This window comes from Lysobacter sp. yr284 (assembly GCF_900107375.1).
Lineage (GTDB): Bacteria > Pseudomonadota > Gammaproteobacteria > Xanthomonadales > Xanthomonadaceae > Lysobacter.
This window is the reverse complement of record NZ_FNPT01000001.1, coordinates 190,588-215,205: the sequence shown is the minus strand read 5'-3', so window position 1 is coordinate 215,205 and position 24,618 is coordinate 190,588. Positions and strand designations below refer to the sequence as shown.

General features: G+C 70.1%; 16 protein-coding genes. 11 read left to right on the top strand and 5 right to left on the bottom strand.

Annotation, left to right across the window (positions count from 1 at the left end; all coding sequences use genetic code 11):
* Positions 1-40: 40 nt before the first annotated feature.
* The gene (locus BLV01_RS00760; RefSeq protein WP_091793185.1) at positions 41-1,579 is read right to left on the bottom strand and encodes a M56 family metallopeptidase; all 1,539 of its coding nucleotides are present in this window, start codon (positions 1,577-1,579) and stop codon (positions 41-43) included.
* Positions 1,579-1,971 carry a BlaI/MecI/CopY family transcriptional regulator gene (locus BLV01_RS00755; RefSeq protein WP_091793183.1) on the bottom strand — a complete coding sequence of 131 codons (393 nt, stop codon included), beginning with the start codon at positions 1,969-1,971 and terminating at the stop codon, positions 1,579-1,581. Before BLV01_RS00755 ends, BLV01_RS00760 begins: the two co-directional genes overlap by 1 nt.
* 311 nt (positions 1,972-2,282) lie before the next feature.
* On the opposite strand from BLV01_RS00755, the gene smc reads away from it, so the two are divergent.
* The 11 genes from smc (at position 2,283) to BLV01_RS00700 (ending at position 18,953) form a co-directional block, all read left to right on the top strand.
* A complete protein-coding gene (gene smc / locus BLV01_RS00750) occupies positions 2,283-5,786 on the top strand; it encodes a chromosome segregation protein SMC (RefSeq protein ID WP_091793181.1) in 3,504 nt (1,167 codons plus the stop codon).
* A 248-nt stretch (positions 5,787-6,034) separates the two neighbouring features.
* Entirely contained in the window at positions 6,035-6,808 is a 774-nt protein-coding gene (gene zipA / locus BLV01_RS00745) for a cell division protein ZipA (RefSeq protein WP_091793179.1), read from the top strand.
* A 290-nt stretch (positions 6,809-7,098) separates the two neighbouring features.
* Entirely contained in the window at positions 7,099-9,468 is a 2,370-nt protein-coding gene (gene ligA, locus BLV01_RS00740; protein ID WP_254782464.1) for an NAD-dependent DNA ligase LigA, read from the top strand.
* Entirely contained in the window at positions 9,465-10,460 is a 996-nt protein-coding gene (epmA, locus tag BLV01_RS00735) for an EF-P lysine aminoacylase EpmA (protein ID WP_091793174.1), read from the top strand. Before ligA ends, epmA begins: the two co-directional genes overlap by 4 nt.
* A 104-nt stretch (positions 10,461-10,564) precedes the next feature.
* Positions 10,565-11,335: a DUF3011 domain-containing protein gene (locus tag BLV01_RS00730; protein ID WP_091793172.1), complete on the top strand. Its 771-nt coding sequence runs from the start codon at positions 10,565-10,567 to the stop codon at positions 11,333-11,335.
* A 265-nt stretch (positions 11,336-11,600) separates the two neighbouring features.
* Entirely contained in the window at positions 11,601-12,395 is a 795-nt protein-coding gene (locus BLV01_RS00725; RefSeq protein WP_091793170.1) for a DUF3011 domain-containing protein, read from the top strand.
* Between the two features lie 230 nt (positions 12,396-12,625).
* A complete protein-coding gene (gene mtnA / locus BLV01_RS00720) occupies positions 12,626-13,687 on the top strand; it encodes an S-methyl-5-thioribose-1-phosphate isomerase (protein ID WP_091793168.1) in 1,062 nt (353 codons plus the stop codon).
* A gap of 61 nt (positions 13,688-13,748) precedes the next feature.
* Positions 13,749-14,204: a hypothetical protein gene (locus BLV01_RS00715; RefSeq protein WP_091793166.1), complete on the top strand. Its 456-nt coding sequence runs from the start codon at positions 13,749-13,751 to the stop codon at positions 14,202-14,204.
* A gap of 412 nt (positions 14,205-14,616) precedes the next feature.
* Positions 14,617-17,334, top strand: coding sequence for a DNA gyrase subunit A (gene gyrA, locus BLV01_RS00710; protein ID WP_091793164.1), 2,718 nt, complete (start codon positions 14,617-14,619; stop codon positions 17,332-17,334).
* 450 nt (positions 17,335-17,784) lie between these two features.
* Positions 17,785-18,381: a YceI family protein gene (locus tag BLV01_RS00705; protein ID WP_091793162.1), complete on the top strand. Its 597-nt coding sequence runs from the start codon at positions 17,785-17,787 to the stop codon at positions 18,379-18,381.
* Positions 18,382-18,599: 218 nt separating this feature from the next.
* Positions 18,600-18,953 (top strand): DUF1428 domain-containing protein, encoded by a 354-nt coding sequence (locus tag BLV01_RS00700; RefSeq protein WP_091793160.1) that lies wholly within the window; start codon positions 18,600-18,602, stop codon positions 18,951-18,953.
* A 105-nt stretch (positions 18,954-19,058) separates the two neighbouring features.
* Here BLV01_RS00700 and BLV01_RS00695 read toward each other — a convergent pair whose 3' ends face one another.
* The 3 genes from BLV01_RS00695 to BLV01_RS00685 all read right to left on the bottom strand — a co-directional run bounded on the left by BLV01_RS00695 (position 19,059) and on the right by BLV01_RS00685 (position 24,573).
* A complete protein-coding gene (locus tag BLV01_RS00695) occupies positions 19,059-19,952 on the bottom strand; it encodes a S1 family peptidase (protein ID WP_091793158.1) in 894 nt (297 codons plus the stop codon).
* Between the two features lie 346 nt (positions 19,953-20,298).
* Entirely contained in the window at positions 20,299-22,203 is a 1,905-nt protein-coding gene (locus BLV01_RS00690) for a M4 family metallopeptidase (RefSeq protein ID WP_175485719.1), read from the bottom strand.
* Between the two features lie 819 nt (positions 22,204-23,022).
* Positions 23,023-24,573, bottom strand: coding sequence for a M4 family metallopeptidase (locus tag BLV01_RS00685; RefSeq protein ID WP_091793156.1), 1,551 nt, complete (start codon positions 24,571-24,573; stop codon positions 23,023-23,025).
* Between the last annotated feature and the right edge of the window lie 45 nt (positions 24,574-24,618).

Sequence of the window (24,618 nt, the reverse complement as noted above, 5' to 3'; positions counted from 1 at the left end):
CGATGGCGCGATGGGGGAAGGCAGGCGTGGCGGGCGGCGCTCAGGGCCGGCCGGCGACGGCTCCGTGTTCGATCAGATAGGCGCGCACCTGCGGGTCGGTGGCCTGGTTCAGCGGCGAACGCCAGCGCCCCAGCCAGCCGTCGGCGACCACGCCGAGGTTGACGTTGGCGCCTTGCGCGACCAAGTACTGCACGGTCGCCAGGTGGCCCTCGCGGGCGGCGTTGATCAGCGGGGTCTCGTCGTAGGTCACCACCCGGTCGACGTCGGCGCCGGCCTGGACCAGCCGCGCGACGATGGGTTGCGCGCCGATCTCGGCCGCCACGATCAGCGGATTGCCCTCGCCGAGCGCGGCCCGGTCCGGGTCGGCGCCGAGCGCGAGCAGCGCGTCGACGGTGGCGAGATTGCGTGCGCGCACCGCTTCGATCAGCGCGGTGCCGTCGCCGATCACCCGCGCGTCGATGTCGGCGCCGGCGCGCACCAGCCGCCGCACCTCGACGCTGTCGCCGCGGCGCGCGGCGGCGAGCAGGGCGACGACCTCGGCGCGCGGTTCGGCGGTGGGGGCGGGCAGCGGCAGGCGCGGGACGCCGGCGACGCACAGCCCGGCGAACGCGGCCAGCGCCGCCACGCAGGCGCTCGCGGCGATGCGCCGGCCGCGCGGCGCGCCGGCGGGGAACGCGGCGAGCAGGCCGTCGATGCGCTGGGCCAGGTGGCTGCGCCGTTGCAGCATCGCCACCGCCAGCGGCTCGGGGCGCTCGCCCAGTTCCAGCATGACCTCGGCGCTGTCGATCAGCGAACCGGCGAAGTACACGCCCGAGCCGCACGAGGCGGCGCGCGCGTCGCAGGCCATTTCGCGGGCCAGGTCCAGGCGCGATTGCAGCGCGGCCAGGAACGGGTTCCACCAGAACGCCGCGCGCGCCAGTTGCACCGCCGTCGCCGACCACAGGTCGCCGCGGCGGATGTGGGCGAATTCGTGGCGCAGGATGTCGCGCAGGGCGGCGTCGTCGAGACGCTCGCTCAACGGCCGCGGCAGCAGCACGGTGGGGTGCAGCAGGCCGATCACCATCGGGCCGTCGACCGCGGTGGTGGCGATGCGCGTGCGCGGCGGCAGTTCGCGCGCCAGCAGCGCTTCCAGCGCCGGCGCCGGGCGCGCGCCGCGGCGCAGCCGGCGCGCGTGGCGCGCGCCTTCGACCAGGCGCATCAGCTGCCACAGCGCGCCCAGCGCCCAGGCCAGCGCCAGCACGCCGGGCAGCGAACGCGGGATTTCCAGGTACAGCATGTCGCTGCGCTGGCCCGCGTTGTAGATCGCCTCGTTGGGCGCCGGGCCTTCTTCGGGATGCGGCGAGAAACCGTGGGCGGGCGCGCCGAACACCGGCGAGGGCGCGCCCGGCAGCAGGCTCGCCAACGGCGCCAGCGTCGCCAGCGCGAACAGCGCCAGCAGCAGCCACGAGCGCGATTCCGCGTCGAGCGCGCGCAGCCGGGCGAAGCCGACGGCCAGCGCCAGCAACGCCGCCGCCTGCAGCAAGTGCAGGCCGATCAATGCCGGCACGGCGCGGATCAACGATTCGGACAGGGTTTCCATCAGCCGTTCCCCCGCGGCTTGGCCGCCTCGACCTTGGCGCGCAGCGCCTTGAGCTCGTCGCGGCCGACCTCGTCCTGATCGAGCAAATGCTGCGCCAGCAGGTTCGGCGAGCCCTCGAAGAAGCGCAGCAGCAGTTGGTCCAGGGCCTGCCGGCGCGCCTGCTCGCGGCTGATCGCGGCGCGGTAGACGAACGCGCGGCCTTCCTGGCGATGGGTCACGAAGCCTTTCTTGGCCAGCACGTTGAACATCGTCAGCACGGTCGTGTAGGCCACCGGTTTGTGCTGCGAGAGTTCGTCGGCGACCTCGCGGACCGAGGCTTCGCCGCGCTCCCACAGCACTTCCAGGATCGCCTGTTCGGACGGGGTGGGGGTGGGAGAAGCGGGACGGGCCATGGCGATCTACCGGTGGGCGGGGCGGCGTGTCCGAACCACAACGGGTTCGTTAGTAGACGTATCGGAGCATGCCGCTTCCGCGGCTGTCAACTATCGAATTAGTAGCCGCGCCGCGGCCGCCGCCGCGGGCTGAACGCGAAGCGCCGCCGCGGCGCCGGCCGGACGTCGACGGCGGGCTCGGCCCCGGCCCGCTATACTCCCAGGCAGGCGTGGCCAAGCACCGCGCCGGGCCCAGCAGATTCAATCGCTTGGCCGCACTGCCTAACCTAATTTCCACGGCTGCGTCCGCCGTCCAGAGGCCCCAACGCCGCATGCGTCTGTCCACGATCAAGCTGTCCGGTTTCAAGTCCTTCGTCGACCCGACCACGCTGCACCTGCCCACCAACATGACCGGCGTCGTCGGTCCCAACGGCTGCGGCAAGTCGAACATCATCGACGCGGTGCGCTGGGTGATGGGCGAGAGTTCGGCCAGCCGGCTGCGCGGCGATTCGCTGACCGACGTGATCTTCGCCGGCTCCTCGGCGCGCAAGCCGGTGTCGCAGGCGATGGTCGAGCTGGTGTTCGACAACTCCGACCACACCATCACCGGCGAGTACGGCGCGTTCAACGAGATCTCGGTCAAGCGCACGGTCAGCCGCGACAGCGTCAACCAGTACTACCTCAACGGCGCCAAGTGCCGCCGCCGCGACATCACCGACCTGTTCCTCGGCACCGGCCTGGGCCCGCGCAGCTACTCGATCATCGAGCAGGGCATGATTTCGCAGATCATCGAGGCCAAGCCCGAGGAATTGCGCGTCTACCTGGAAGAAGCCGCCGGCATTTCCAAGTACAAGGAACGGCGCAAGGAAACCGAGACCCGCATCCGCCACACCCGCGAGAACCTCGACCGCCTGAGCGACCTGCGCGAGGAAGTCGGCAAGCAGCTCGATCACCTGCGCCGGCAGGCGCGCCAGGCCGAGCAATACCAGGCGATCCAGGCCGAGCGCAAGGTCAAGGACGTGGAGTGGAAGGCGCTGGAGTACCGCGCCCTCGACCAGAAATTGCAGGCCCAGCGCGAGAAGCTGTCGTCGCAGGAAACCCGCCTGCAGCAGCTCATCGCCGAACAGCGCGAAGCCGAGCGCGAGCTGGAGACCGGGCGCGTGCGCCGCGAGGAAGCCGCCGAGGCGCTGAACAAGGCGCAGGGCGCCAGCTACGAGGTCGGCGGCGCGCTGGCCCGGATCGAACAGCAGATCCAGCACCAGCGCGACCTGTCCGGCCGCCTGCGCAAGGCGCGCGAGGAAGCGCTGGCGCAGTTGGAGGAGATCGGCGAGCACATCGGCAGCGACCAGTCGCGCCTGGACGTGCTGATGGCCGCGGTCGCCGACGCCGAACCGCGCCTGGAGGCGCTGCGCGAAGACGACGAAGCCCGCCAGGACGCGCTGCGCGAGGCCGAGGCCAAGCTGCAGGACTGGCAGCAGCGCTGGGACGGCCACAGCCGCGAGCAGTCCGAAGCCGCGCGCGCGGCCGAGGTCGAGCGCACCCGCATCGAAGGCCTGGACCGGCAGACGCTGGACGCCGACCGCCGCCGCGAAGCGCTGGTCGGCGAACGCTCCGGCCTGGACGTCGCCGCCCTGGCCGCGGCGTTCGAACAACTGCAAAGCCAGCACGACCTGCAGAAGGAAGCGCTGGACAGCCTCACCGAAGAACTGGAAAACCGTAAGACCTCGCTCGCCGACCTGCAGGAACAGCAGCGTTCGACCCAGAACCAGTTGGCCGAGGTGCGCAAGCAGGCGCAGACCTCGCGCGGCCGGCTGTCGTCGCTGGAAACCCTGCAGCACGCCGCGCTGGGCCAGGAGCAGGGCGCGGCGCTGACCTGGCTCAAGGCGCGCGGGCTGGATTCGGCCCAGCGCGTGGGCGAGGCGCTGAGCGTGGAGGCGGGCTGGGAGAACGCGGTGGAAAGCGCGCTCGGCCAGCTCATCGAGGGCGTGCTGGTGGAGGCGCCCGAAGCGCTGGTCGACGCCATCGGCGAACTCGGCGAGGGCCGCCTGACGCTGGTCTCGCCCGAACGCGACGACGCGACCTATCCGCCGACCTCGCTGGCCTCGAAGGTGCAAGGCCCGGCCGCGATCCGGCGCCTGCTCGCGCGCCTGCACGGCGCCGACGACCTTGCCGCCGCGCGCGCGCTGGTCGCGCAGATCGGCCGCGAGGACACCGTCATCACCCGCAACGGCGAGCGCCTGGGCGCCGGCTGGCTGCGGGTGCTGCGCTCCGGCGCGGCCAAGCAGGGCGCCTTGCTGCGCGAGCGCGAGATCCAGACCCTGCGCGCGGAAATCGAAGAATTGCAGGAGCGCGAGCGCGAGCTCGAGCAGGCCCAGATCCAGCTGCGCGACCGCGCCCTGGCCGCCGAGCAGCACCGCGAGGACGCGCAGCGCTCGCTGTACATGGCCCACCGCAGCGTGTCCGAACTGGCTGGCCAACTGCAGAGCCACCAGGGCCGCCTGGACCAGGCGCGCAACCGCATCGACAAGATCGACGCCGACCTGGAACAACTGCTGATCGCGCTCGACGCCGGCAACGAACAGGCGCGCGAGGCGCGCCTGCGCCAGGAAACCGCGGTCGAGCGCATGGGCGAACTGGAAGACCAGCGCCAGCGCCTGGAAGCCGAACGCAGCCGCCTGTTCCAGGCGCGCGATTCGGCTCGCAACATGGCGCGCGAATCGCGCGACGCCTCCCACGCCCTGGTGCTGAGCCTGGAAACCCAGCGCGCGCAGATCGCCGGGCTGGCCCAGACCCTGCAGCGCATGGGCGGCCAGCGCGGCCAGCTCGACACCCGTCTGAGCGAGCTCACCGCCCAGCTCAGCGACGGCGACCAGCCGGTGCAGGACCTGGAACAGCAGCGCCAGGTCGCGCTGGAGCAGCGGGTGATCGCCGAGCAGGACCTGACCGGCGCGCGCATCGCCCTGGACGGGATCGACAACGACCTGCGCAAGTTCGAGCAGACCCGCCAGCAGCGCGACGAACAGGCGCTGCAGCAGCGCGAAGCCATCGGCCAGCGCCGGCTGGAACAGCAGGCGCTGGTGCTCAAGGCCGAAACCCTGACCGAGGCCATCGCCGAAGCCGGCGCGGTGCTGCAGGACGTGGTCAACACCCTCGACGAGGACGCCGACCCGCAGACCTGGGAACGCGCCGTCGCCGACCTCGACAACAAGCTGCGCCGGCTCGAGCCGGTCAACCTGGCGGCGATCGCCGAACACGCCGAGGCCGCGCAGCGCAAGGATTATCTCGACGCGCAGAACACCGACCTGACCACCGCGCTGGAAACCCTGGAAGAGGCGATCCGCAAGATCGACCGCGAGACCCGCGGCCGCTTCAAGGACACCTTCGACCGGGTCAATTCCGGCGTGCAGGAGCTGTATCCGCGCCTGTTCGGCGGCGGCCACGCCTACCTGGAACTCACCGGCGAGGACCTGCTCGACACCGGCGTGGCGATCATGGCGCGCCCGCCCGGCAAGCGCGTGTCGAACATCTCGCTGCTGTCCGGCGGCGAGAAGGCGATGACCGCGGTGGCGCTGGTGTTCGCGATCTTCCGCTTGAACCCGGCGCCGTTTTGCCTGCTCGACGAGGTCGACGCGCCGCTCGACGAAGCCAACGTCGGCCGCTTCACCGCGATGGTCAGCGAGATGAGCGAGCAGGTACAGTTCCTGTTCGTCAGCCACAACAAGGCGACGATGGAAGCCGCGCAGCAGCTGTCGGGCGTGACCATGCGCGAGCCGGGCGTGAGCCGGCTGGTGTCGGTCGACCTGGCCGAGGCGACGCGCCTGGCCGGCGCGGCCTAGTTGGCGTGGCTGCGCCCGCCGGGAATCGGCAGCGGAGAATCGGGGATCGTTCGAGCGATTCCGCCGCTTTCGATGTCTGGTTCCCAACTGATCTGGGCGACGCGCTTTAACGATTTTCTATCTCGCGATTTCCGTTTCCACTACAAGATCAACGAAGTCGGAACGGGTAGGGCATCGAGTGGCAGCGTCGCGCTGCGGCGATTCCCGATTCCCCATACCCGATTCCCAGCACCAAAAGGAGCAACCGAATGTCCGACGTGACCCTGATGAGGATCGGCATCCTGATCGCCGGCCTGATCCTGATCGTCGCGATCGTGTTCTTCGGCCGACCGCGCAAGAGCGGCCAGGGCAAGCGCGTCGCCCGCGAGGACGCCGCCCGCGGCGGCGAGCGCAAGCCCGCCGCGGCGCGCCAGGAGCCGAGCCTGGGCGAGCAGATCGAACACGAACTGGGCGAGGGCGGCCAGCCGCTCGGCGAGGCCACCACCCAGGCCGAACTGGAGCTGTTCGACCGCACCCTGGAAGGCGGCGCCAATGCCGCGGCCAGCGAGCTGGGCCGCCGCGTCAGCGACGAGTTCGACAAGATCGTGACCCTGTACCTGGCCGCGCGCGCCGGCCAGAAGCTGCACGGCCCGGACATCGTGGTCGCGGCCGAGAAAGCCGGCCTGGTCTACGGCCACATGGGCGTCTACCACCGACTGGTCGAAGGCCATCCCGAGCGCGGCCCGGTGTTCAGCGTGGCCAACATCATGAAGCCCGGCAGCTTCGATATGGCCCAGATCCAGGCGCTGGAGACCCCGGCGATCGCCTTCTTCCTGACCCTGCCGGCGCCGGTGCCGGCGCTCGACGCCTGGGAAACCATGCTGCCGACCGCCCAGCGCATGGCCGAACTGCTCGACGCGGTGGTCCTGGACGAACAGCGCAACGCCCTGGGCCGCCAGCGCATCGCCCACCTGCGCGACGAACTGCGCGCCTACGACCGCCAGCGCGAAGCGCCGCCGCTGAGCAAGCCGACGCGCTGGTAAGCCCCGACGCCCCGCCTGAGCGGGGCGTCGGCGTTTCGGGCGCCGCAGGCCCCTGTAGGAGCGGCGCGAGCCGCGACCGCGCCAATGCAACTGCGCCGAATCGTCGCCATCCTCGTCATGGTCGAGCATCGGACTTCGGGTGCGCGCCGTAATCGCATTGGCGCGGTCGCGGCTTGCGCCGCTCCTACAGGAAGCCGTCGCGCCACGTCGCACGCCGGGCGACGCCGACCATGCACAATTGTGCGATTCCCGTTCAAAATGCCGCCATCGCCGCGCCAGGACGCCGACCCGTGACCCCGAACAACACCGCGGACCAAGCCGCGCAGCGCGCCGCCGAACTGCGCGCCCAGCTCGAAGACGCCAACTACCGCTACTACGTCCTCGACGACCCGACCCTGGCCGACGCCGACTACGACCGCCTGCTGCGCGAACTCGAAGCGCTGGAAGCCGCGTACCCGCAGCTGGCTTCGGCCGATTCGCCGACCCAGCGCGTGGGCAGCGCGCCCTCGGGCCAGTTCGCGCAGGTGCGCCACGCGGTGCCGATGCTCTCGCTGGGCAACGCCTTCGCCGATGAGGAAGTCGCCGACTTCGTGCGCCGGATCGAAGAGCGCCTGGACCGCGAAGCGCCGGAGTTCTCGGTCGAGCCCAAGCTCGACGGCCTGGCGATCAGCCTGCGCTACGAGAACGGCGCCTTCGTCCAGGGCGCGACCCGCGGCGACGGCGCCACCGGCGAGGACGTCACCGCCAACCTGCGCACGGTCAAGGCCATTCCGATGAAGCTGCGCGGCAGCGACTGGCCGGCGCTGCTGGAAGTGCGCGGCGAGGTGTACATGCCGCTGGCCGCGTTCAAGACCTACAACGACAAGGCCATCGCCGAGGGCGGCAAGGTCCTGGCCAATCCGCGCAACGGCGCGGCCGGCTCGCTGCGCCAGCTCGACCCGCGCATCACCGCGCAGCGGCCGCTGGCGTTCTACGCCTACGCGGTCGGCGTGGTCGCCGACGGCTATGCGCTGCCGGCCAGCCATTCGGCCACGCTGAAGCGGCTGCGCGAGTGGGGCTTCCCGGTCAGCGGCGAAAGCGGCGTGGTCGCCGGCACCCAGGGCCTGCTCGGCTACTACCGGCAGATGGGCGCCAAGCGCGACTCGCTGCCGTTCGACATCGACGGCGTGGTCTACAAGCTCGACGACTACGCCGGCCAGCGCGAGATGGGCTTCGTCTCGCGCGCGCCGCGCTGGGCGATCGCGCACAAGTTCCCGGCCCAGGAGCAGTCCACGCTGCTGGAAGGCATCGACATCCAGATCGGCCGCACCGGCGCGGCCACGCCGGTGGCGCGGCTCAAGCCGGTGCAGGTGGCCGGCGTGGTGGTCACCAACGCGACCTTGCACAACGCCGACCAGATCGCGCGCCTGGACGTGCGCATCGGCGATACGGTGATCGTGCGCCGCGCCGGCGACGTGATTCCCGAAGTGGTGCGGGTGGTGCCCGAGTACCGCGCGCCCGACGCGCCGCAATGGCGCATGCCCGAACACTGCCCGGTGTGCGGTTCGGAAATCCTGCGCGAAGAGGACGGCGTGGTGTGGCGCTGCTCCGGCGGCCTGACCTGCGCCGCGCAGCGCAAGCAGGCGGTCGGCCACTTCGCCTCGCGCCGGGCGATGGACATCGAAGGCCTGGGCGATCGCTACATCGAGGACCTGTCGGACCTGGGCTACGTGCAGTCGGTCGCCGACCTGTACAAGCTCGAACTCGAAAACCTGCTGGAAATGAAGCGCCGCGCCGACGAGCGCGACGGTACCACGCCGGAAACGGTGAAGGCCGGCAAGGTCGCGACCAAGTGGGCCGAGAACCTGATCGAGGCCATCGACCGCAGCCGCAACGCCACGCTGGAGCGCTTCTTGTTCGCGCTCGGCATCCAGCACGTCGGCGAAAGTACGGCCAAGGCGTTGGCCGCGTGGCTGGGCGACCTGGAACTGATCCGGCGCCTGCCGTGGCCGGTGTTCAAGCGCCTGCCAGATGTCGGCGGCGAAGTCGCGCGCGCGCTCGGCCACTTCTTCGACCAGCCGGGCAACCAGCAGGTGATCGACGACCTGCTCGCGCGCGGCGTGCGCGTGGGCGAGGCGCGGGCGCCGTCGGCCAGGCTGCGCGACGGCCTCGACCTGGCCACGCTGCTGGTCGACATGGAGATTCCCAAGGTCACCCGGATCCGCGCCGACCAGCTCGCCGCCGCGTTCGGCGACGCGCAGAAACTGCTCGACGCGCCGGAGCACGCCTACGTGACCGCGGGCCTGCCGGCGGAAAGCGCGCAGGCGCTGGCGTCGTGGCTGGGCGTGGACGAGAACGCGCAGTTGTTGATCCGGGTGGGCGAGGCGCTGGCGCGGCTGGACGCGCTGACGCCCGCGGCGTCGGCCGCGCCCGCGTCGAGCGGCGGGCCGCTGGACGGCAAGACCGCGGTGTTGACCGGCGGCCTGGACGCGATGAGCCGCGACGAGGCCAAGGAACGCCTGGAAAAACTCGGCGCCAAGGTCTCCGGCAGCGTGTCCAAGAAGACCGGTTTCGTCGTCGCCGGCAGCGACGCCGGTTCCAAGCTCGCCAAGGCCCAGGAACTCGGAGTCGAGGTGTGGGACGAGGCTCGGCTGCTGGCGTTCCTGGCCGAACACGAATGAGCGCCGCGGCGGCGAGCGCGGGCTGGCGGCCGTCGGCCGGATTCGACGCGCTGCGCCTGCGCGCGCGCTTGAACGCGTCGGTGCGCGCGTTCTTCGCCGAGCGCGGCGCGACCGAGGTGGAAACCCCGGTGATGTCGCGCGCCGGCAACACCGACCCGAACATCGCCTCGTTCGCGCTGGAGTTCAGCGGCCGCACCGATGGCGCGCCGCGCACGCGCTGGCTGCGCACCTCGCCGGAGTTCCCGCTCAAGCGCCTGCTCGCGGCCGGTTTCGGCGATTGCTACGAACTCGGGCGGGTGTTCCGCGACGGCGAGGCCGGCGGCCGCCATAACCCTGAATTCACCATGCTGGAGTGGTATCGGGTCGGCTGGGACCATCGCCGTTTGATCGGCGAGACCGCCGAACTGGTGCGCGCGGCGCTGGCCCTGGTCGGTCGCCAGGCATCGCTGCGCGAGGTGACCTATCGCCAGTTGTATCTCGAGCGCCTCGGCCTGGACCCGTTCGCTGCCGACGATGCGCGACTGCGCGCCGCGCTCGGCGATGTGGTGATCGACCCGGACGGACTGAACCGCGACGATTGGCTCGACCTGCTGATGACGCACCGCCTGCAGCCGCAGTTCGGCCGCGACGAGATGCTGGCGGTGCGCGATTACCCGGCCTCGCAATGCGCGTTGGCGCGCGTGCGCGAGGACGGCGACGGCTTCGCCGTGGCCGAACGCTTTGAGCTGTACCTGGGGCCGCTGGAGTTGGCCAACGGCTACCACGAACTCAGCGACGCGGCCGAACAGGGCGCGCGTTTCGATCGCGACCGCAGCCTGCGCGCGCAACGCGGCGCCGCCTCGCCGCCGCGCGACGAGGCCTTGCTGGCGGCGCTCGCGGACGGCTTTCCCGATTGCGCCGGCGTCGCCCTGGGCATGGATCGGCTGCTGATGGCGATGCTCGATACGCCACGCATCGCCGACGTGCTGGCGTTCGACTTCACGCTCGCTTGACCGCGGTGAACGCTGCGCCTGCCCGGATCGGCCGGGTGGGGCTTTTTCGTTGCAAGTTCACGGTTCGCGGTTAGAGTGAGGGCACCAGTCGCAGGGGGCCATGCATGGGTAGTCTGAGAGCCGCGATTCGGCTGTGCGCGTTGACCGCTGCTGCGGGCGCCACTGCGGTGTTCGCGGTGCCGGCGGCGGCCGAGCCTGCGGGCGAGCGGCTGTACGGCGGCAACCTGTTGCGCTGCGCCTCCGAAGGCGAGGAAACCGTGCGTTGCCCGGCCGATACCCGCGGCGGCGTGCGCCTGGTCCGGCGCACTTCAGGCAAGCCCTGCGTGGAAGGCACCAGTTGGGGCGCCGATCGCGGCGGCGTGTGGGTGGCGCAAGGATGCGCGGCCGACTTTCTGCTCGGCCGCGGCGGCAGCGGCGCCGACAGCACCCGCGGCGCGCGCGTGATCAAGTGTGAGTCGCTCGGCGGGCGCTGGAACCATTGCCCGGCGCGCAGCGAGGACGGCGTGGCCCTGGCCCAGCAACTGTCCAAGCAACCCTGCCTGCGCAACCAGACCTGGGGCACCGACCGCAGCGGCGTGTGGGTCGCCGGCGGTTGCCGCGGCGAGTTCCGCCTGCTCGGCGCGCAGCCCGAGGACGCGCCCGCGCCCGCCGTCGCGGCCGACGACGGCCGCAAGCTGATCAAGTGCGAGTCCCTCGACCGCCGCGCGCGCCGATGCGATGGCGACACCGGAACGGGTGTGCGCCTGGTCAAGCAATTGTCCAAGACCGAATGCGTGGAGGGCCGCACTTGGGGCTTCGACACGCACGGCGTATGGGTCGAGGGCGGTTGCCGCGCCGAGTTCGAACTGGACTATCGCAACAACGCCGGCGGCTGATGCGGCGGGCTGCTCGGGTCGCGCGTGTTTTCGCGCACGTTTGCGCAATCGGGGCGGATCGGGCCGGGTTCGACGGCGGCGGATAGGACATAAGTCATGCGACCAACGGCGGAGCCGGGCGCATGTAATCGTTTAACAATAAGCACGCGATGAATGCTTCCTGGGCATTCGCTGTCCGCTTCGTCCGCGCCGCGAAATCTTGAACTGGCGTTAAGCGGACGACGCTAGAGTCCTCGCAAAACCGATCACGACAAGGAGCACGAACATGTCCGCACGCATGCTTTCCACCGCTGGCCTGACCCTCGCCCTCGGCCTGGGCGCGGCCGGCGCTGCCCAGGCGGCGCCGCAGTACAACGACTACGGCGGCGACGGCGGTTCGATCCGCTGCGAATCCGACAACGGCCGCTACCGCCGCTGCAACGCCGATACCCGCGGCGGCGTGCGCCTGTCGCGCCAGTTGTCGAGCTCCTCGTGCATCCAGGGCCGCAGCTGGGGCTCGGACCGCAACGGCGTGTGGGTGTCCGAAGGCTGCCGCGCCGAGTTCGACCTGGGCCGCGGCGGCGGTTGGGGCGGCGGCAACAACGGCGGCTGGAACGGCGGCAGCGGCGGCGACGTGGTGCGCTGCGAATCCGACGGCGGCCGCATGCGCACCTGCCCGATCAACGGCAACCGCGCGCGCCTGCAGCGCCAGCTGTCGAGCTCCTCGTGCATCGAGGGCCAGAGCTGGGGTTCGCGCCAGGGCGAGGTGTGGGTCAGCAACGGCTGCCGCGCCGAGTTCGTGGCCGGCCGCGGCGGCTGGGGCGGCGGCAACGGCAACGGCAACGGCAACGGCAACGGCGGCTGGAACGGCAACAACGGCGGCGGCTGGGGCCGCGGCCAGGAAATCAGCTGCGAGTCCAACAACAACCGCCAGCAGCGCTGCAACGTGACCATCCGCCGCGATGCGCGCCTGATCCGCCAGAGCTCGGGTTCGCCGTGCGTGGAAGGCCAGAGCTGGGGCTGGGACCGCAACGGCGTGTGGGTGTCCAACGGCTGCCGCGGACGCTTCCAGGTCAACTGAGCGCCCGCGCATCGCGGATCGATCGAGACGACGCCCCGGCTTGCAGCCGGGGCGTTTTCGTTTGCGCGGGATTCTGGCGCCGGATCGAACAGCGTCGGGCCTGAAGGCCCTCCCACAAAAGCTCGGATGTCGCTTTTGTGGGAGGGCCCTCAGGCCCGACGCTTTTGTCCCAGTCGGCGGCAACGCCGGGAATTTCGAGACCGACACACGCATCCGCTAAACTCGCACCCATGAACGACGCCATCGATTTCGACCGCTACGACCGCATCCGCCCGATCCGCTGGACCGGCCAGGCCCTGGAACTGCTCGACCAGCGCAAGCTGCCGTTCGCGGTGGAATACGTGAGCTGCGCCGACAGCGACGCGGTCGCCGCGGCGATCCACGCGCTGACCGTGCGCGGCGCCCCGGCCATCGGCATCGCCGCGGCCTGGGGCGCGGTGCTGGCCGCGCGCGCGGTCGAAGCGGCCGACGGCGCGCAGGCGCTGGCGGCGATCGAGCCGGCGCTGCAGCGGCTCAACGCCGCGCGCCCGACCGCGGTCAACCTGGCCTGGGCGCTGGCGCGCATGCGCCGCACGTTGGCCGGCGCCGGCGCCGATTGGCGCGAGGCGCTGGAGCGCGAGGCCCAGGCCATCGCCGAGCAAGACCTGGCCGCCAACCGCCGCATGGGCGCGCTCGGCGCGGCCCTGATCGAGCCCGGCCGCGGCGTGCTGACCCACTGCAACACCGGCTCGCTGGCCACCGCCGGCTTCGGCACCGCGCTCGGCGTGATCCGCGCCGGCGTCGCCCAGGGCCGGATCGAGCGCGTGTTCGCCGGCGAGACCCGGCCGTGGCTGCAGGGCGCGCGCTTGACCGTGTGGGAACTCGAACAGGACGGCATCGCCCCGACCCTGATCGCCGATTCGGCCGCCGCGCACCTGATGAAGAGCGGGCAGGTGGGCTGGGTGATCGTCGGCGCCGACCGCATCTGCGCCAACGGCGACACCGCCAACAAGATCGGCACCTACCAGCTCGCCATCGCCGCGCGCCACCACGGGGTCAAGTTCATGGTGGTGGCGCCGTCCTCGACCGTGGACATGGACACCGCGTCCGGCGACCTGATCGAGATCGAAGAGCGCGACCCGGGCGAACTGTTCGCGGTCGGCGGCGCCCGCACCGCGGCCGAGCGGGTCGGGGCCTGGAACCCGGTGTTCGACGTGACCCCGCACGAATTGATCGACGCCATCGTCACCGAGCGCGGTGTGATCGAACGCCCGGACGCGGCGGCGATGCGCGAGGCGTTTTCCGCCGGCTGACGCCCGCGCGCCGCCCGCGCGCCGGATGCGCGCCATAGCCGAATCACCAGGGAGAAGAGCGATGTCCGACGACCGCACGCTGCCGGCGCTGATCGCGATCGATCACGACGACTACCACGCCGAACACGTCGGCCGGCTGGCCGACGGACGCCAGTTCTTCCTGACCACGCCGTTCGCCGGCGCCCTGCAGGGACAGGCCGGCAACGAGTTCGTCGCGCTGTACCTGTTCGACGCCGCCGGCGCGCTGCTGGAAGCGCGCATCGACGAGTTCGGGCCGCGCGAGCGGGTCGATCCGCAGGCGCGCAAGCGCGCGTACGACGCGCGCCTGGCCGAACTGGGCGAGGTCGCGTTCGACCGGATCGAGATCGTGCCGTTCTCGCTCACGCGCTTCGGGGTCGAATTCGGGCTGATCCCGAACTGGCCGCAGGACGAGGGCGAACAGCTCTCGATCAGCCTGCAGCCGGGCGATTACATGGCCTTTTTCGAGCCCTGGGACAGCGGCGACTACGACACCTGAGCGTGCGTTCGCCGGGTTCGGCCGCGCCCTCGCGCGCGCTTGCTCAGGGGCGACCGGGCGCGCCGCGCAAGCGCGTGCCAGGGCGCGCGGCGCAGGCCGAAAACCCGGTTTTGCCGCGACCGCGGCGAACCCGTCCGGCCGCCCGTGCGCAGGGCCTGCCGCGGATGTTGCAGCGCAGCTGAAAAACCCCGCCAAGTGCTTGTTTCTGCGTGGGAATCGGGCCCATTCGAAACCGGTTTTGTGCTATAGTCGCGTGTCTCTTTGATGCCGCCCCTAGCGAGCTGCAGGACAGGCCCGCCGGGGCCGCGTTTCCGGCTGGTTCGTGCTGTTGGTCGCGTCGCCGTTCCCGCGGGAATGGCGGCGCCGTTCGCGCGGGGGCGTCCGATTCTCTGTACGCAGCAACGGAACCCTGATGGCCGAACTCGCCAAGGAAATCATCCAGGTCAATCTCGAGGACGAGATGCGCCGCAGCTACCTCGATTACGCGATGAGCGTGATCGTGGGGCGCGCGCTCCCCGACGTCCGCGACGGCCTCAAGCCTGTGCACCGCCGCGTCCTGTACGCGATGAACGAGCTCGGCACCCACGCCAACAAGCCGCACGTCAAGTCGGCGCGCATCGTCGGCGACGTGATCGGTAAGTACCACCCGCACGGCGACCAATCGGTGTACGACACCCTGGTGCGCATGGCGCAGCCGTTCTCGCTGCGCTACCTGCTGGTCGACGGCCAGGGCAACTTCGGTTCGGTCGACGGCGACGACGCCGCGGCGATGCGATACACCGAGGCGCGCATGACGCGCCTGACCCATGAGCTGCTCGCCGACATCGACAAGGAAACCGTCGATTTCCAGCCCAACTACGACGAGAAGGAACTCGAGCCGATCGTGCTGCCGACGCGGGTGCCGAACCTGCTGGTGAACGGCTCGGCCGGCATCGCGGTGGGCATGGCGACCAACATCCCGCCGCACAACCTCACCGAAGTCATCAACGCGACCATCGCGCTGATCGACGAGCCCGAGATCGACATCGACGGCCTGATGCTCCACGTCCAGGGCCCGGACTTCCCGACCGCGGGCATCATCAACGGCACCGCCGGCATCGTCGCCGCCTACCGCACCGGCCGCGGCCGCGTGCGCATGCGCGCGCGCGCCGAGATCGAAGTCAACCAGGACACCGGCCGCGAGGCGATCGTCGTCACCGAGATCCCCTACCAGGTCAACAAGGCGCGGCTGATCGAGAAGATCGCCGAGCTGGTCAAGGAAAAGCGCCTGGAAGGCATCAGCGAGCTGCGCGACGAGTCCGACAAGGACGGCATGCGCATCTTCATCGAGGTCAAGCGCGGCGAAGCGGCCGAAGTGGTGCTCAACAACCTCTATCAGCAGACGCAGATGGAGTCGGTGTTCGGCATCAACATGGTGGCGCTGGTCGACGGCCGCCCGCAGTTGCTGAACCTCAAGCAGATTCTCGAAGCCTTCGTCCGTCACCGCCGCGAAGTGGTGACCCGCCGCACCATCTTCGAACTGCGCAAGGCGCGCCAGCGCGCGCACATCCTGGAAGGCCTGACGGTCGCGCTCGCCAACATCGACGAGATGATCGAGCTGATCAAGACCTCGGCGAATCCGAACGAAGCGCGCGAGCGCATGCTGTCCAAGACCTGGGAACCGGGCCTGGTCGGCGCGCTGCTGCAGGCCGCCGGCGCGGAAGCCTCGCGTCCGGAAGACCTGCCGGCCGGCGTGGGCCTGCACGACGGCCGCTACCAGCTGACCGAAGTCCAGGCCAACCAGATCCTGGAAATGCGCCTGCATCGCCTGACCGGCCTGGAGCAGGAAAAGCTCACCGAGGAATACCGCCAGTTGCTCGAAGCGATCCGCGGGCTGATCGAGATTCTCGAAAATCCCGACGTGCTGCTGGAAGTGATCCGCACCGAGCTGCGCAACCTCAAGGAAGAGTTCGGCGACGAGCGCCGCAGCGAAATCCGCGCCAGCGAAGAGGATCTCGACATCCTCGACCTGATCGCGCCGGAAGACGTGGTGGTGACGCTGTCGCACTCCGGCTACGCCAAGCGCCAGCCGGTCAGCGCCTACCGCGCGCAGAAGCGCGGCGGCAAGGGCCGCAACGCGGCCGCGACCAAGGACGAGGACTTCATCGACAAGCTGTGGCTGGTCAACACCCACGACACGCTGCTGACCTTCACCAGCACCGGCCGGGTGTTCTGGCTGCCGGTGCACCAGCTGCCCGAGGCCGGCCCGAACGCGCGCGGCCGCCCGATCATCAACTGGCTGGCGCTGGAAGCCGGCGAGCAGGTGCAGGCGGTGCTGCCGGTGCGCGAATACGACGAGGACCATTTCGTGTTCTTCGCCACCCGCAACGGCCGGGTCAAGAAGACCCCGCTGACCGAGTTCGCGTTCAAGCTGGCGCGCGGCAAGATCGCGATCAACCTCGACGACAGCGATGCGCTGGTCGACGTGGCCCTGACCAACGGCGAGCGCGACGTGATGCTGTTCGCCTCCAACGGCCGCGCCGCGCGCTTCGCCGAATCGACCGTGCGGCCGATGGGCCGCACCGCCGGCGGCGTGCGCGGCATGCGCCTGCTCGCGGCTTCGGCGGCGGACGGCGAGAGCGACGACGCGCCGGTCGCCGAGGGCGATGCCGACGCGAGCGATGCGCCGAACGACAGCGGCACCTACGTGGTGAGCCTGGTCGTGGTCGAAGGCGACGGCGACATCCTCACCGCCAGCGAACGCGGCTTCGGCAAGCGCACGCCGGTCGAGGACTACCCGCGCAAGGGCCGCGGCACCCAGGGCGTGATCGCGCTGAAGACCAACGAGCGCAACGGCACCCTGGTCGGCGCGATCCAGCTCAGCGACCATCACGAAGTGCTGATGATCTCCGACGGCGGCACCCTGGTGCGCACGCGCGCAGCGGAGATCTCGCAGGTCGGCCGCAACACCCAGGGCGTGACCCTGATGCGCTTGTCCGAAGGCGAGACCCTGCAGACCATCGAGCGCGTGGACGCCTCGCTGGACGAGGAGGACGGCGAGGGCGAGGCCAGCGCGGCCCCGGCCGCGAGCCCGACGGGCGAAAGCCCGGCCGGCGAGGGCGCGGCGGAGACGCCGGCACCGCAGGCCTGAGCGCCGGCCGCCGCAGCGGCCGCAACGGGCTAGAGACGACGCCGCCTCCGGGCGGCGTTTTCTTTTGCCGCGGCCGGTCGCCGCAGCGCAGCCGCCCGACAGCGCCGGTCAACGCCGCCAGCGGCCGCGGACGCCGGAGCGGCCGCCGGGGGCGGCCGTCGAAGGGCGCTGCCGCAGCGGTCGCCGAGACGGCCGCCGAGACGGCGCGGCGTGATCGCGTGTCGAAATCGCCACAGCCGGTTCGTCGTACCGGTAAGCGGCCCGGTCCGCCTCGCCGATGCAGGCGGGGCGCGGCCATGCTGCAGCGCACGAAGCGGCTGCATGGTATCGGCACAACCGATGGGTCGCGGGCTGCGATTGCGGCGCCGTCGGAGCCGGTGCTAGCGTGCCCGGTCGTGCGTGCGTCCGCCGCGTTTCCGGCGTTTCCCCGCCAATCCCGGAGTCCGTCCCATGAACAAGTCCGCGCTTTGCCTGCTGACCTCGCTCGCCCTGTTCGCCGGCGCCGCCGCCGCCGCGCCGGCGACCTACAAGATCGATCCCAGCCACACCTATCCCAGCTTCGAGGCCGACCACATGGGCGGCCTGTCGAAGTGGCGCGGCAAGTTCGACAAGTCCCAGGGCAGCATCGTCCTCGACAAGCAGGCCGGCACCGGCTCGGTGGAGGTCGTCATCGATGCCGCCAGCGTCGACTTCGGCCTGGACGCGATGAACGAGGAAGCCAAGAAGCCCATGCTGTTCGACGTCGCCAAGTTCCCGACCGCGACCTACAAGGGCAAGCTCGCCGGCTTCAAGGACGGCAAGCCGGGCAAGGTCGTGGGCGAGCTGACCCTGCACGGCGTGACCCAGCAGCTGGATCTGGACATCGCCCAGTTCAAGTGCATGCCGCATCCGATGTACAAGCGCGAGGTCTGCGGCGCCGACGCCGGCGCGAGCTTCCAGCGCGACCGCTTCGGCATGAGCGCGGGCAAGGACTACGGTTTCGACATGACGGTGAACCTGCGCATCCAGGTCGAGGCCATCGCCGAGGAAAGCGCTGCGGCGAAGTGAGCGATGGCGCGCCGCGCGTGCGTTCGTGCGCGAGCGCAGGTGACAAAGCGCACTGGGGCGCGCCGCGCGCAGGTTCGAAAGTCGGTGCCGTGCCGCCGCGATGCCGACGCTCCTGAGCGCCACGCCGGCGGCCGTCACCGGCAGCGAACGCCGTACCGCGGTCGTCGCGGCGCGAAGCGATTTTCCCCACCCAGGGCCTGGCGCCCGCAGGAGGACGCATGAGCTACGTAGACGGTTTCGTAATGGCCATCCCCAAGGACAAACTCGACGCCTACCGCAAGATGGCGCGCAAGGCCGGCAAGATCTGGATGGAGCATGGCGCGCTGGCGTATTGGGAAAACATCGAGGACGACGTCAAGCCCGGCAAGCTGACCTCGTTCCCGCAGGCGGTCAAGCTCAAGCCCGGCGAAGTGGTCGCGTTCTCGTGGATCGTGTTCAAGTCGCGCAAGCAGCGCGACCGGATCAACGCGAAGGTGATGAGCGACCCGCGCCTGCAGATGGACATGGCCAATGCGCCGTTCGACGCCAAGCGCATGATCTTCGGCGGCTTCAAGCCGCTGGTCGTGCTCTGAGCGCAGCCGCGTCGCGACGGCCGCCGCGCCGGCACGGACCGGCGCGGCGGCGATGCGATCAGGCCTCGCTGCGGGCGAAGGCCGGGCGCGCGGCCCGGCGCGCGCTCACTTGCGCTTGCTCAGCAGGGTGCCGTTGCTGAAGGGATCGGCGATGAAGGCCGAGATCTCTTCGTTGGCGACGCGGGTGAACACGCCCGGATAGCCGGTCGCGCCGCAGCCGGCGCCGCGGCTGACCACGCCGACCTGGAGGAAGTTCTTGTCGCCCGGCAGGGCCACGAACAGCGGACCGCCCGAATCGCCCTGGCAGGCGTCCTTGCCGGTGCGGCCGGCGCACAGGTCCAGCGCGGCGCTGGAGAGCATGTTGCTGTTGCGGTAGGCGTACGCGCACTCCGCGTACGACACCACCGGCAGCTGCACTTCCTGCAGGCGGTTGGGCTGGCGCACGCCGTTGCCGCCGGGCGGGAACGGGTTTTGCTGGATCGTGTTGCCCCAGCCGATGTTGGTCAGCGCGGTGCCGGGGCGTTCCAGCGCATCGGTGCCGGCGGAGACCAGCGCGACCGGCTTGATCTTGTCGATCGGCGTCTTCAGCACCAGGATCGCGACGTCGTAGCCGCCGTCGCCGGCGAGGTACTTGGGATGCACGTAGGCCGAGCCGATCTCGGCCTTGACCCCTTGGGCGTCGTTCTTGAGCGCGGTGCGGCCGGCGACCACGGAGAAGTCCGCGGCCTCGAACCCGGCCACGCAATGCGCCGCGGTCAGCACCAGATAACGCGAGATCAGCGAGCCGCCGCACCAGTGGTTGTCGTAGGCGTTGTCGCCGCCGAGCAGCTTGAGCTGCACGGTGACCATGAACGGGTACTTGCCGTTGTTGACGTCGATGCCGCCGATGATCTGCGGGCGGATCGGCGCATCGTCGGATTTTTGCGCGGCCTGGGCGGAAGCGCCGGTCGCGGCCACGGCCAGCAGGCCGGCAAGGCCGATCCATTTGAAGGCTTTCATGCGTGTTTCTCCTTGGGCGATGTGCGAATTGCGGGGACGAGTCGTCCCGCTCCGCCGCGCGAACGCGGCGGATCGATGTCGGCGTGGAATGCCGTGCGCGTGATCGGCGGGACGTGGGGGCGGACGCGCAGGCCGCGCTCAACAGATAGCGCCGCGCGCGCATCCGTGGCAGGCGCCCGCGCGCACCGATCGCCGCGCTTTGTGTGTGGCCGATTCCAGAACCACAACTCGATTACAAGACCTGCACGCGGCGTGCATCGCGCGCGCAAAGAAAAACCCCGGCCGAAACCGGGGTTTTCCAGGGCCGCGAACGGCCCGCGTTGCGTCGTTGCGATCGTTCAGCCGATCAGAACGTGATGCTCCACTTGTCGATGCGGCCGGTGTCGGCGTTGGCGTTGTCGTTCACCCGCAGCTTCCAGGTGCCGTTGAGCGGTTCGCTGGAGAGGTTGAAGGTGAAGGTGCCGGTGACGTTGTCGGCGCTGCCGCCCGAACGGTTGCTGATGTTGTACAGCGAGCCGTCCGGCGCGACCAGGTCGACCTTCAGGTCGCCGCGGTAGGTGTGGATGATGTTGACCGAGACCTGCGCGTTGGTCGGCGCGTTGCCGGTACGGCCGGAGACCGTGATCGGGCTGTCGACCGTGGCGTTGTCGTTGATCGCGTAGTCGGCTTCGTTGGTGTAGGTCTGGCCGCCCGGGCCAGGGCCGCCGCCGGGGCAGTCCACGCCGACCTGCAGGAACGCGTCGGACACGTCGGCCAGGGTGAAGCCCAGGTCGGTGGCCGCCTGTTCGACGCCGCAGGCGCCCTGGTTGAAGTCGGTGCTCGGGGTCCAGTAGTCCTTGTTGGCCTTGGCGAACACCTTGAACGCCTTGATCGTGCCCCAGCCGGACTTGCTCGCCAGCAGGTAGAACGCCTTGTTGTACACGCCCGAGGAGTAGTGCACGTCCAGGCCGTTGTAGTAGTCGGCGGCGTTGCCGATCGACTGGCCGTCCTGCGGCGGGTTGGCCATGTAGCGCAGCGCGCCGTTGCCCTTGAAGATCTGCGCGCCGACCAGGAAGTCGTTGGTGCCGCGCATGTAGAACTCGGCCGCTTCGCCGGCGATGTCGGAATAGGCCTCGTTGATGCCGCCGGACTGGCCGGAGTAGACCAGGCCCGACTGCTGCTCGGTGAAGCCGTGCGAGACTTCGTGCGCGGCCACGTCGAGCGCGACCAGCGGATAGAACGTGGTGCGGCCGTCGCCGAAGGTCATGGCCGAGCCGTCCCAGAACGCGTTCTCGTAGTTGCTGCTGTAGTGCACGCGCATGCTCAGCTGGAAGGTCAGCGGCGGGGTGCCGACGTAGCTGTTGTACATGTCGAACACGACATGGCCGAAGTAGTGCGCGTCGTTCAGCGGCGAGAACGCGCCGTTGATGGCCTTGACCGTGTTGCGCGGGCAGGTGTACGAGAACGCCGTCGTGCCGCTGGTGCCGCCGTTGAGGTTCACCGTCTTGACGTTGGTGTTGTTCATCGTGCACGTGCTGCCGCTCTGGGTCACGTCGTTGAACCCGAAGTCGGTGCCGTACTCGTACTGGCCGGTCTTCTGGTTGCCGCCGGGGCCGGTGCCGACCAGGGCGTGGTTCAGGCCGTCCCACTGCTTGAGGACCTTGCCGCTGTTGGCGTCGACGATCACGAACGGACGCATCGGCGAGCCGCCCTTGGCCGCATCGGCGAAGTAGTTGACGACGTAGGCCAGGTGGGCCTTGCCGGCGTCGTCGATGTAGATCATCTGCTGGCTGCTTTCGTTGCGCACCTGCAGCGCGCCGGCGCTCTTGCCCATGCCGGCGGCCTTGGCCACGCTCAGCGCCTGGGCGCCGTCGAACTTGGCCTTCTGGTTCGGCAGTTCCGCCGCCAGGCCGGCGACCGAGCGGCCGAACAGGGCGCGCACGTTGCCCTTGGCGTCTTCGCGCACGACCACGTGCTCGCCGAACACCGGGATGCCGCGGAAGGTCTGCTGGTAGCGGTAGCTGCGCGAGCCGTCGGCGTCGACGTTGCTCTTGAGCTGGGTCAGCGCGGAGTCGGCGTCGAGCGCGATCAGCTCGGCGTGGCGCACGTTGGCCTTGGCCGCGGCGCCGGACTTGGCGGCGACGGCCTGGTACTGCTGGTTGAGCTTGGCGACATCGACGCCATGCAGGTCGACGCGCTGGGCGGCGCCGGCGGTGCCGGCGACGAGGGCGAGCGAAAGGGCGAAGGACAGTGCCGATACGTTGCGATTCACTGGTGTTACCCCCAAACGAGTGTGGATGGTGGCCGCGTTCGCGGCCGGCTCTCAGTGCTCGTGCATCCGCTCCCCCGTAGCCCGCCGCGCCGCGCCCGGGCTCCTTGCCCTGGATGCGAACGCGTTGCCGGACTTCGATGCGGATACCGCGCTGACGCGTAGCGCGGCGGGGGGACGCTAGGTGCGGCACGAAAAAGCCGTCAATGCGGGTTGCGCAGTTCACAGTCCGAATGCGACCTGCGCGGTCGCGCCGCGCAGATGATTTCTGCTGAAAGCGTTCTGCGGAGAGGGCCGGCGGATTTTTCGCCGGCGCGGCGGCCGCGACCGTGCGCGTAATAATGTTTCAGGATTATTGCTGCGCTGCAGCAGGATATGGCGGGGCCGGAGGTAGGGTAGGGCGTCACATAATGCGTTTAATACACAGGCCGAATGTGTTGCGCCGCACTTTTCGCAGGAACTCCGGGCGCTTGGCCGGTTTTCGATCGCCGCGACCGCAGGCGACGGCGGTCTCCTTTTTTCCGGTTCGACCAGAATGCCAGGGGCGCGTGTGACCGCCGCACGGCGGCTTTTGCCCGCGCTATCCCAGTTGCGGATTCATTATGTTTTTGCATGAGTTGCGCGGATAGCGAAAAACGCGACGAAGTGCGGAAAAGAAAACCCCGGCGCAGGCCGGGGTTTTTGTCGATCCGGGGCGAGCGGCGCCGACGCGGCGCCCAGGCCCGGCCGGGGCCGGGCCCGTATCGCGGCCGCGGCGCCTTCGCCGCGGCGGCAGGACGTCGCCGGGACGGGCCGACGACGTCCTGCCGCACGGCCCGCCGCTTACTGCGCGGTCACGCCGACCTGGTTGAAGGCGTCGATCACGTCGGCGGTGCTGTAGCCCAGGTCCGCCGCGGCCTGGCGCACGCCCTGGCCGCCCTGGTTGAAGTTGGTGCTCGGGGTCCAGTAGTCCTTGTTGGCCTTGGCGAAGGCCTTGAACGCCTTGACCGTGCCCCAGTTCGGCTTCCGGGCCAGCAGGTAGAAGGCCTTGTTGAACACGCCCGAGGAGTAATGCACGTCCAGGCCGTTGGTGTAGTTGCGGGCGTGGCCGATCGAGCGGCCGTCGCGGGTCGGGTCGTCGAAGTAGCGCAGGGCGCGGCCGGAGGCCTTGAAGATGTCAGCGCCGACCAGGAAGTCGTTGCTGCCGCGCGAGTAGAACTCGGCCGCTTCGCCGGCGATGTCGGAGTAGGACTCGTTGATGCCGCCGGACTGGCCGGAATAGATCAGGCCCGACTGCTGCTCGGTGTAGCCGTGCGAGGCTTCGTGCGCGACCACGTCGAGCGAGACCAGCGGATGGAAGGTGGTGGCGCCGTCGCCGAAGGTCAGCGCGCGGCCGTCCCAGAACGCGTTCTCGTAGTTGCGGCTGTAGTGCACGCGCAGGGTCAGCTGGAAGGTCAGCGGCGACAGGCCCAGGTAGGCCTGGTAGGTGTCGAACACCACCTTGCCGAAGTAGTGCGCGTCGTTGAGCGGCGAGTAGGCGCCGTTGATGGTGCGCACCGTGTTGCGCGGGCCGGTGTAGGAATACGCGGCGGTGCCGGTGGTGCCGTTGTTGAGGTTCACCGTCTTCACGTTGGCGGTGTTGAAGGTGTAGGTGGTGCCGTTCTGGGTGACGTCGAGGAACGGACGCCCGCCGCTGCCGTATTCGTACTGGCCGATCTTCTGGTTGCCGCCGGGGCCGGTGCCGACCTGGGCGTGGTTGAGGCCGTCCCACTGCTTGAGGATCTTGCCGTCGAGCGCGTCGACGATCGCGAACGGCCGGCTCGGCTCGCCGCCCTTGACCGTGTCGGAGACGAAGTCGACCGCGTAGGCCAGGCGGGCGCGGCCGGCGTCGTCGACGAACACCACCTTGCGGCTGTTCTCGTTGCGGGTCTGCAGCGCGGCGGCGCGCTTGCCGTGCGCGGCGGCCTTGGCCAGGCCCAGCGCCTGGGCGGCGCTGAGCTTGGCGTCGAGGCGCGGCAGGTCGGCGGCGAGGCCGGCGACCGAGCGGCCGAACAGCGCGCGCACCTTGCCCTGGGCGTCCTCGCGCACCACCACGTGCTCGCCGAACACCGGCACGCCCTGGTAGGTCTGCTGGTAGCGGTAGTTGCGCGAGCCGTCGGCGTCGACGCTGCTCTTGAGCTCGCTCAGGCTCGACTCGGTGTCGAGCGCGATCACCTCGGCGTGGCGCGCGCTGGCCTTGGCCGCGGCGCCGGACTTGGCGGTGGCGGCGCGGTACTGCTGGTCGAGCTTGGCCGCGTCGACGCGGTGCAGGTCGACCACTTGCGCCGCGTCGGCGGCGCCGGCGGCGAAGACGAAGGAAACAGCGAGGGACAGTGCCGATACGTTGCGATTCATGGGGGTGCTCCGGAAGGTGAGGGAGGAAGCGACGGCCGTGTCCGC

Bases quoted from the DNA above. Each gene is read 5' to 3' on its own strand.
- epmA (WP_091793174.1), top strand. From the start codon at position 9,465: ATGAGCGCCGCGGCGGCGAGCGCGGGCTGGCGGCCGTCGGCCGGATTC.
- BLV01_RS00695 (WP_091793158.1), bottom strand. From the start codon at position 19,952: ATGAAAGCCTTCAAATGGATCGGCCTTGCCGGCCTGCTGGCCGTGGCC.
- BLV01_RS00755 (WP_091793183.1), bottom strand. From the start codon at position 1,971: ATGGCCCGTCCCGCTTCTCCCACCCCCACCCCGTCCGAACAGGCGATC.
- BLV01_RS00725 (WP_091793170.1), top strand. From the start codon at position 11,601: ATGTCCGCACGCATGCTTTCCACCGCTGGCCTGACCCTCGCCCTCGGC.
- BLV01_RS00715 (WP_091793166.1), top strand. From the start codon at position 13,749: ATGTCCGACGACCGCACGCTGCCGGCGCTGATCGCGATCGATCACGAC.
- BLV01_RS00730 (WP_091793172.1), top strand. From the start codon at position 10,565: ATGGGTAGTCTGAGAGCCGCGATTCGGCTGTGCGCGTTGACCGCTGCT.
- BLV01_RS00760 (WP_091793185.1), bottom strand. From the start codon at position 1,579: ATGGAAACCCTGTCCGAATCGTTGATCCGCGCCGTGCCGGCATTGATC.
- smc (WP_091793181.1), top strand. From the start codon at position 2,283: ATGCGTCTGTCCACGATCAAGCTGTCCGGTTTCAAGTCCTTCGTCGAC.
- zipA (WP_091793179.1), top strand. From the start codon at position 6,035: ATGTCCGACGTGACCCTGATGAGGATCGGCATCCTGATCGCCGGCCTG.
- mtnA (WP_091793168.1), top strand. From the start codon at position 12,626: ATGAACGACGCCATCGATTTCGACCGCTACGACCGCATCCGCCCGATC.
- BLV01_RS00685 (WP_091793156.1), bottom strand. From the start codon at position 24,573: ATGAATCGCAACGTATCGGCACTGTCCCTCGCTGTTTCCTTCGTCTTC.
- gyrA (WP_091793164.1), top strand. From the start codon at position 14,617: ATGGCCGAACTCGCCAAGGAAATCATCCAGGTCAATCTCGAGGACGAG.
- BLV01_RS00700 (WP_091793160.1), top strand. From the start codon at position 18,600: ATGAGCTACGTAGACGGTTTCGTAATGGCCATCCCCAAGGACAAACTC.
- BLV01_RS00705 (WP_091793162.1), top strand. From the start codon at position 17,785: ATGAACAAGTCCGCGCTTTGCCTGCTGACCTCGCTCGCCCTGTTCGCC.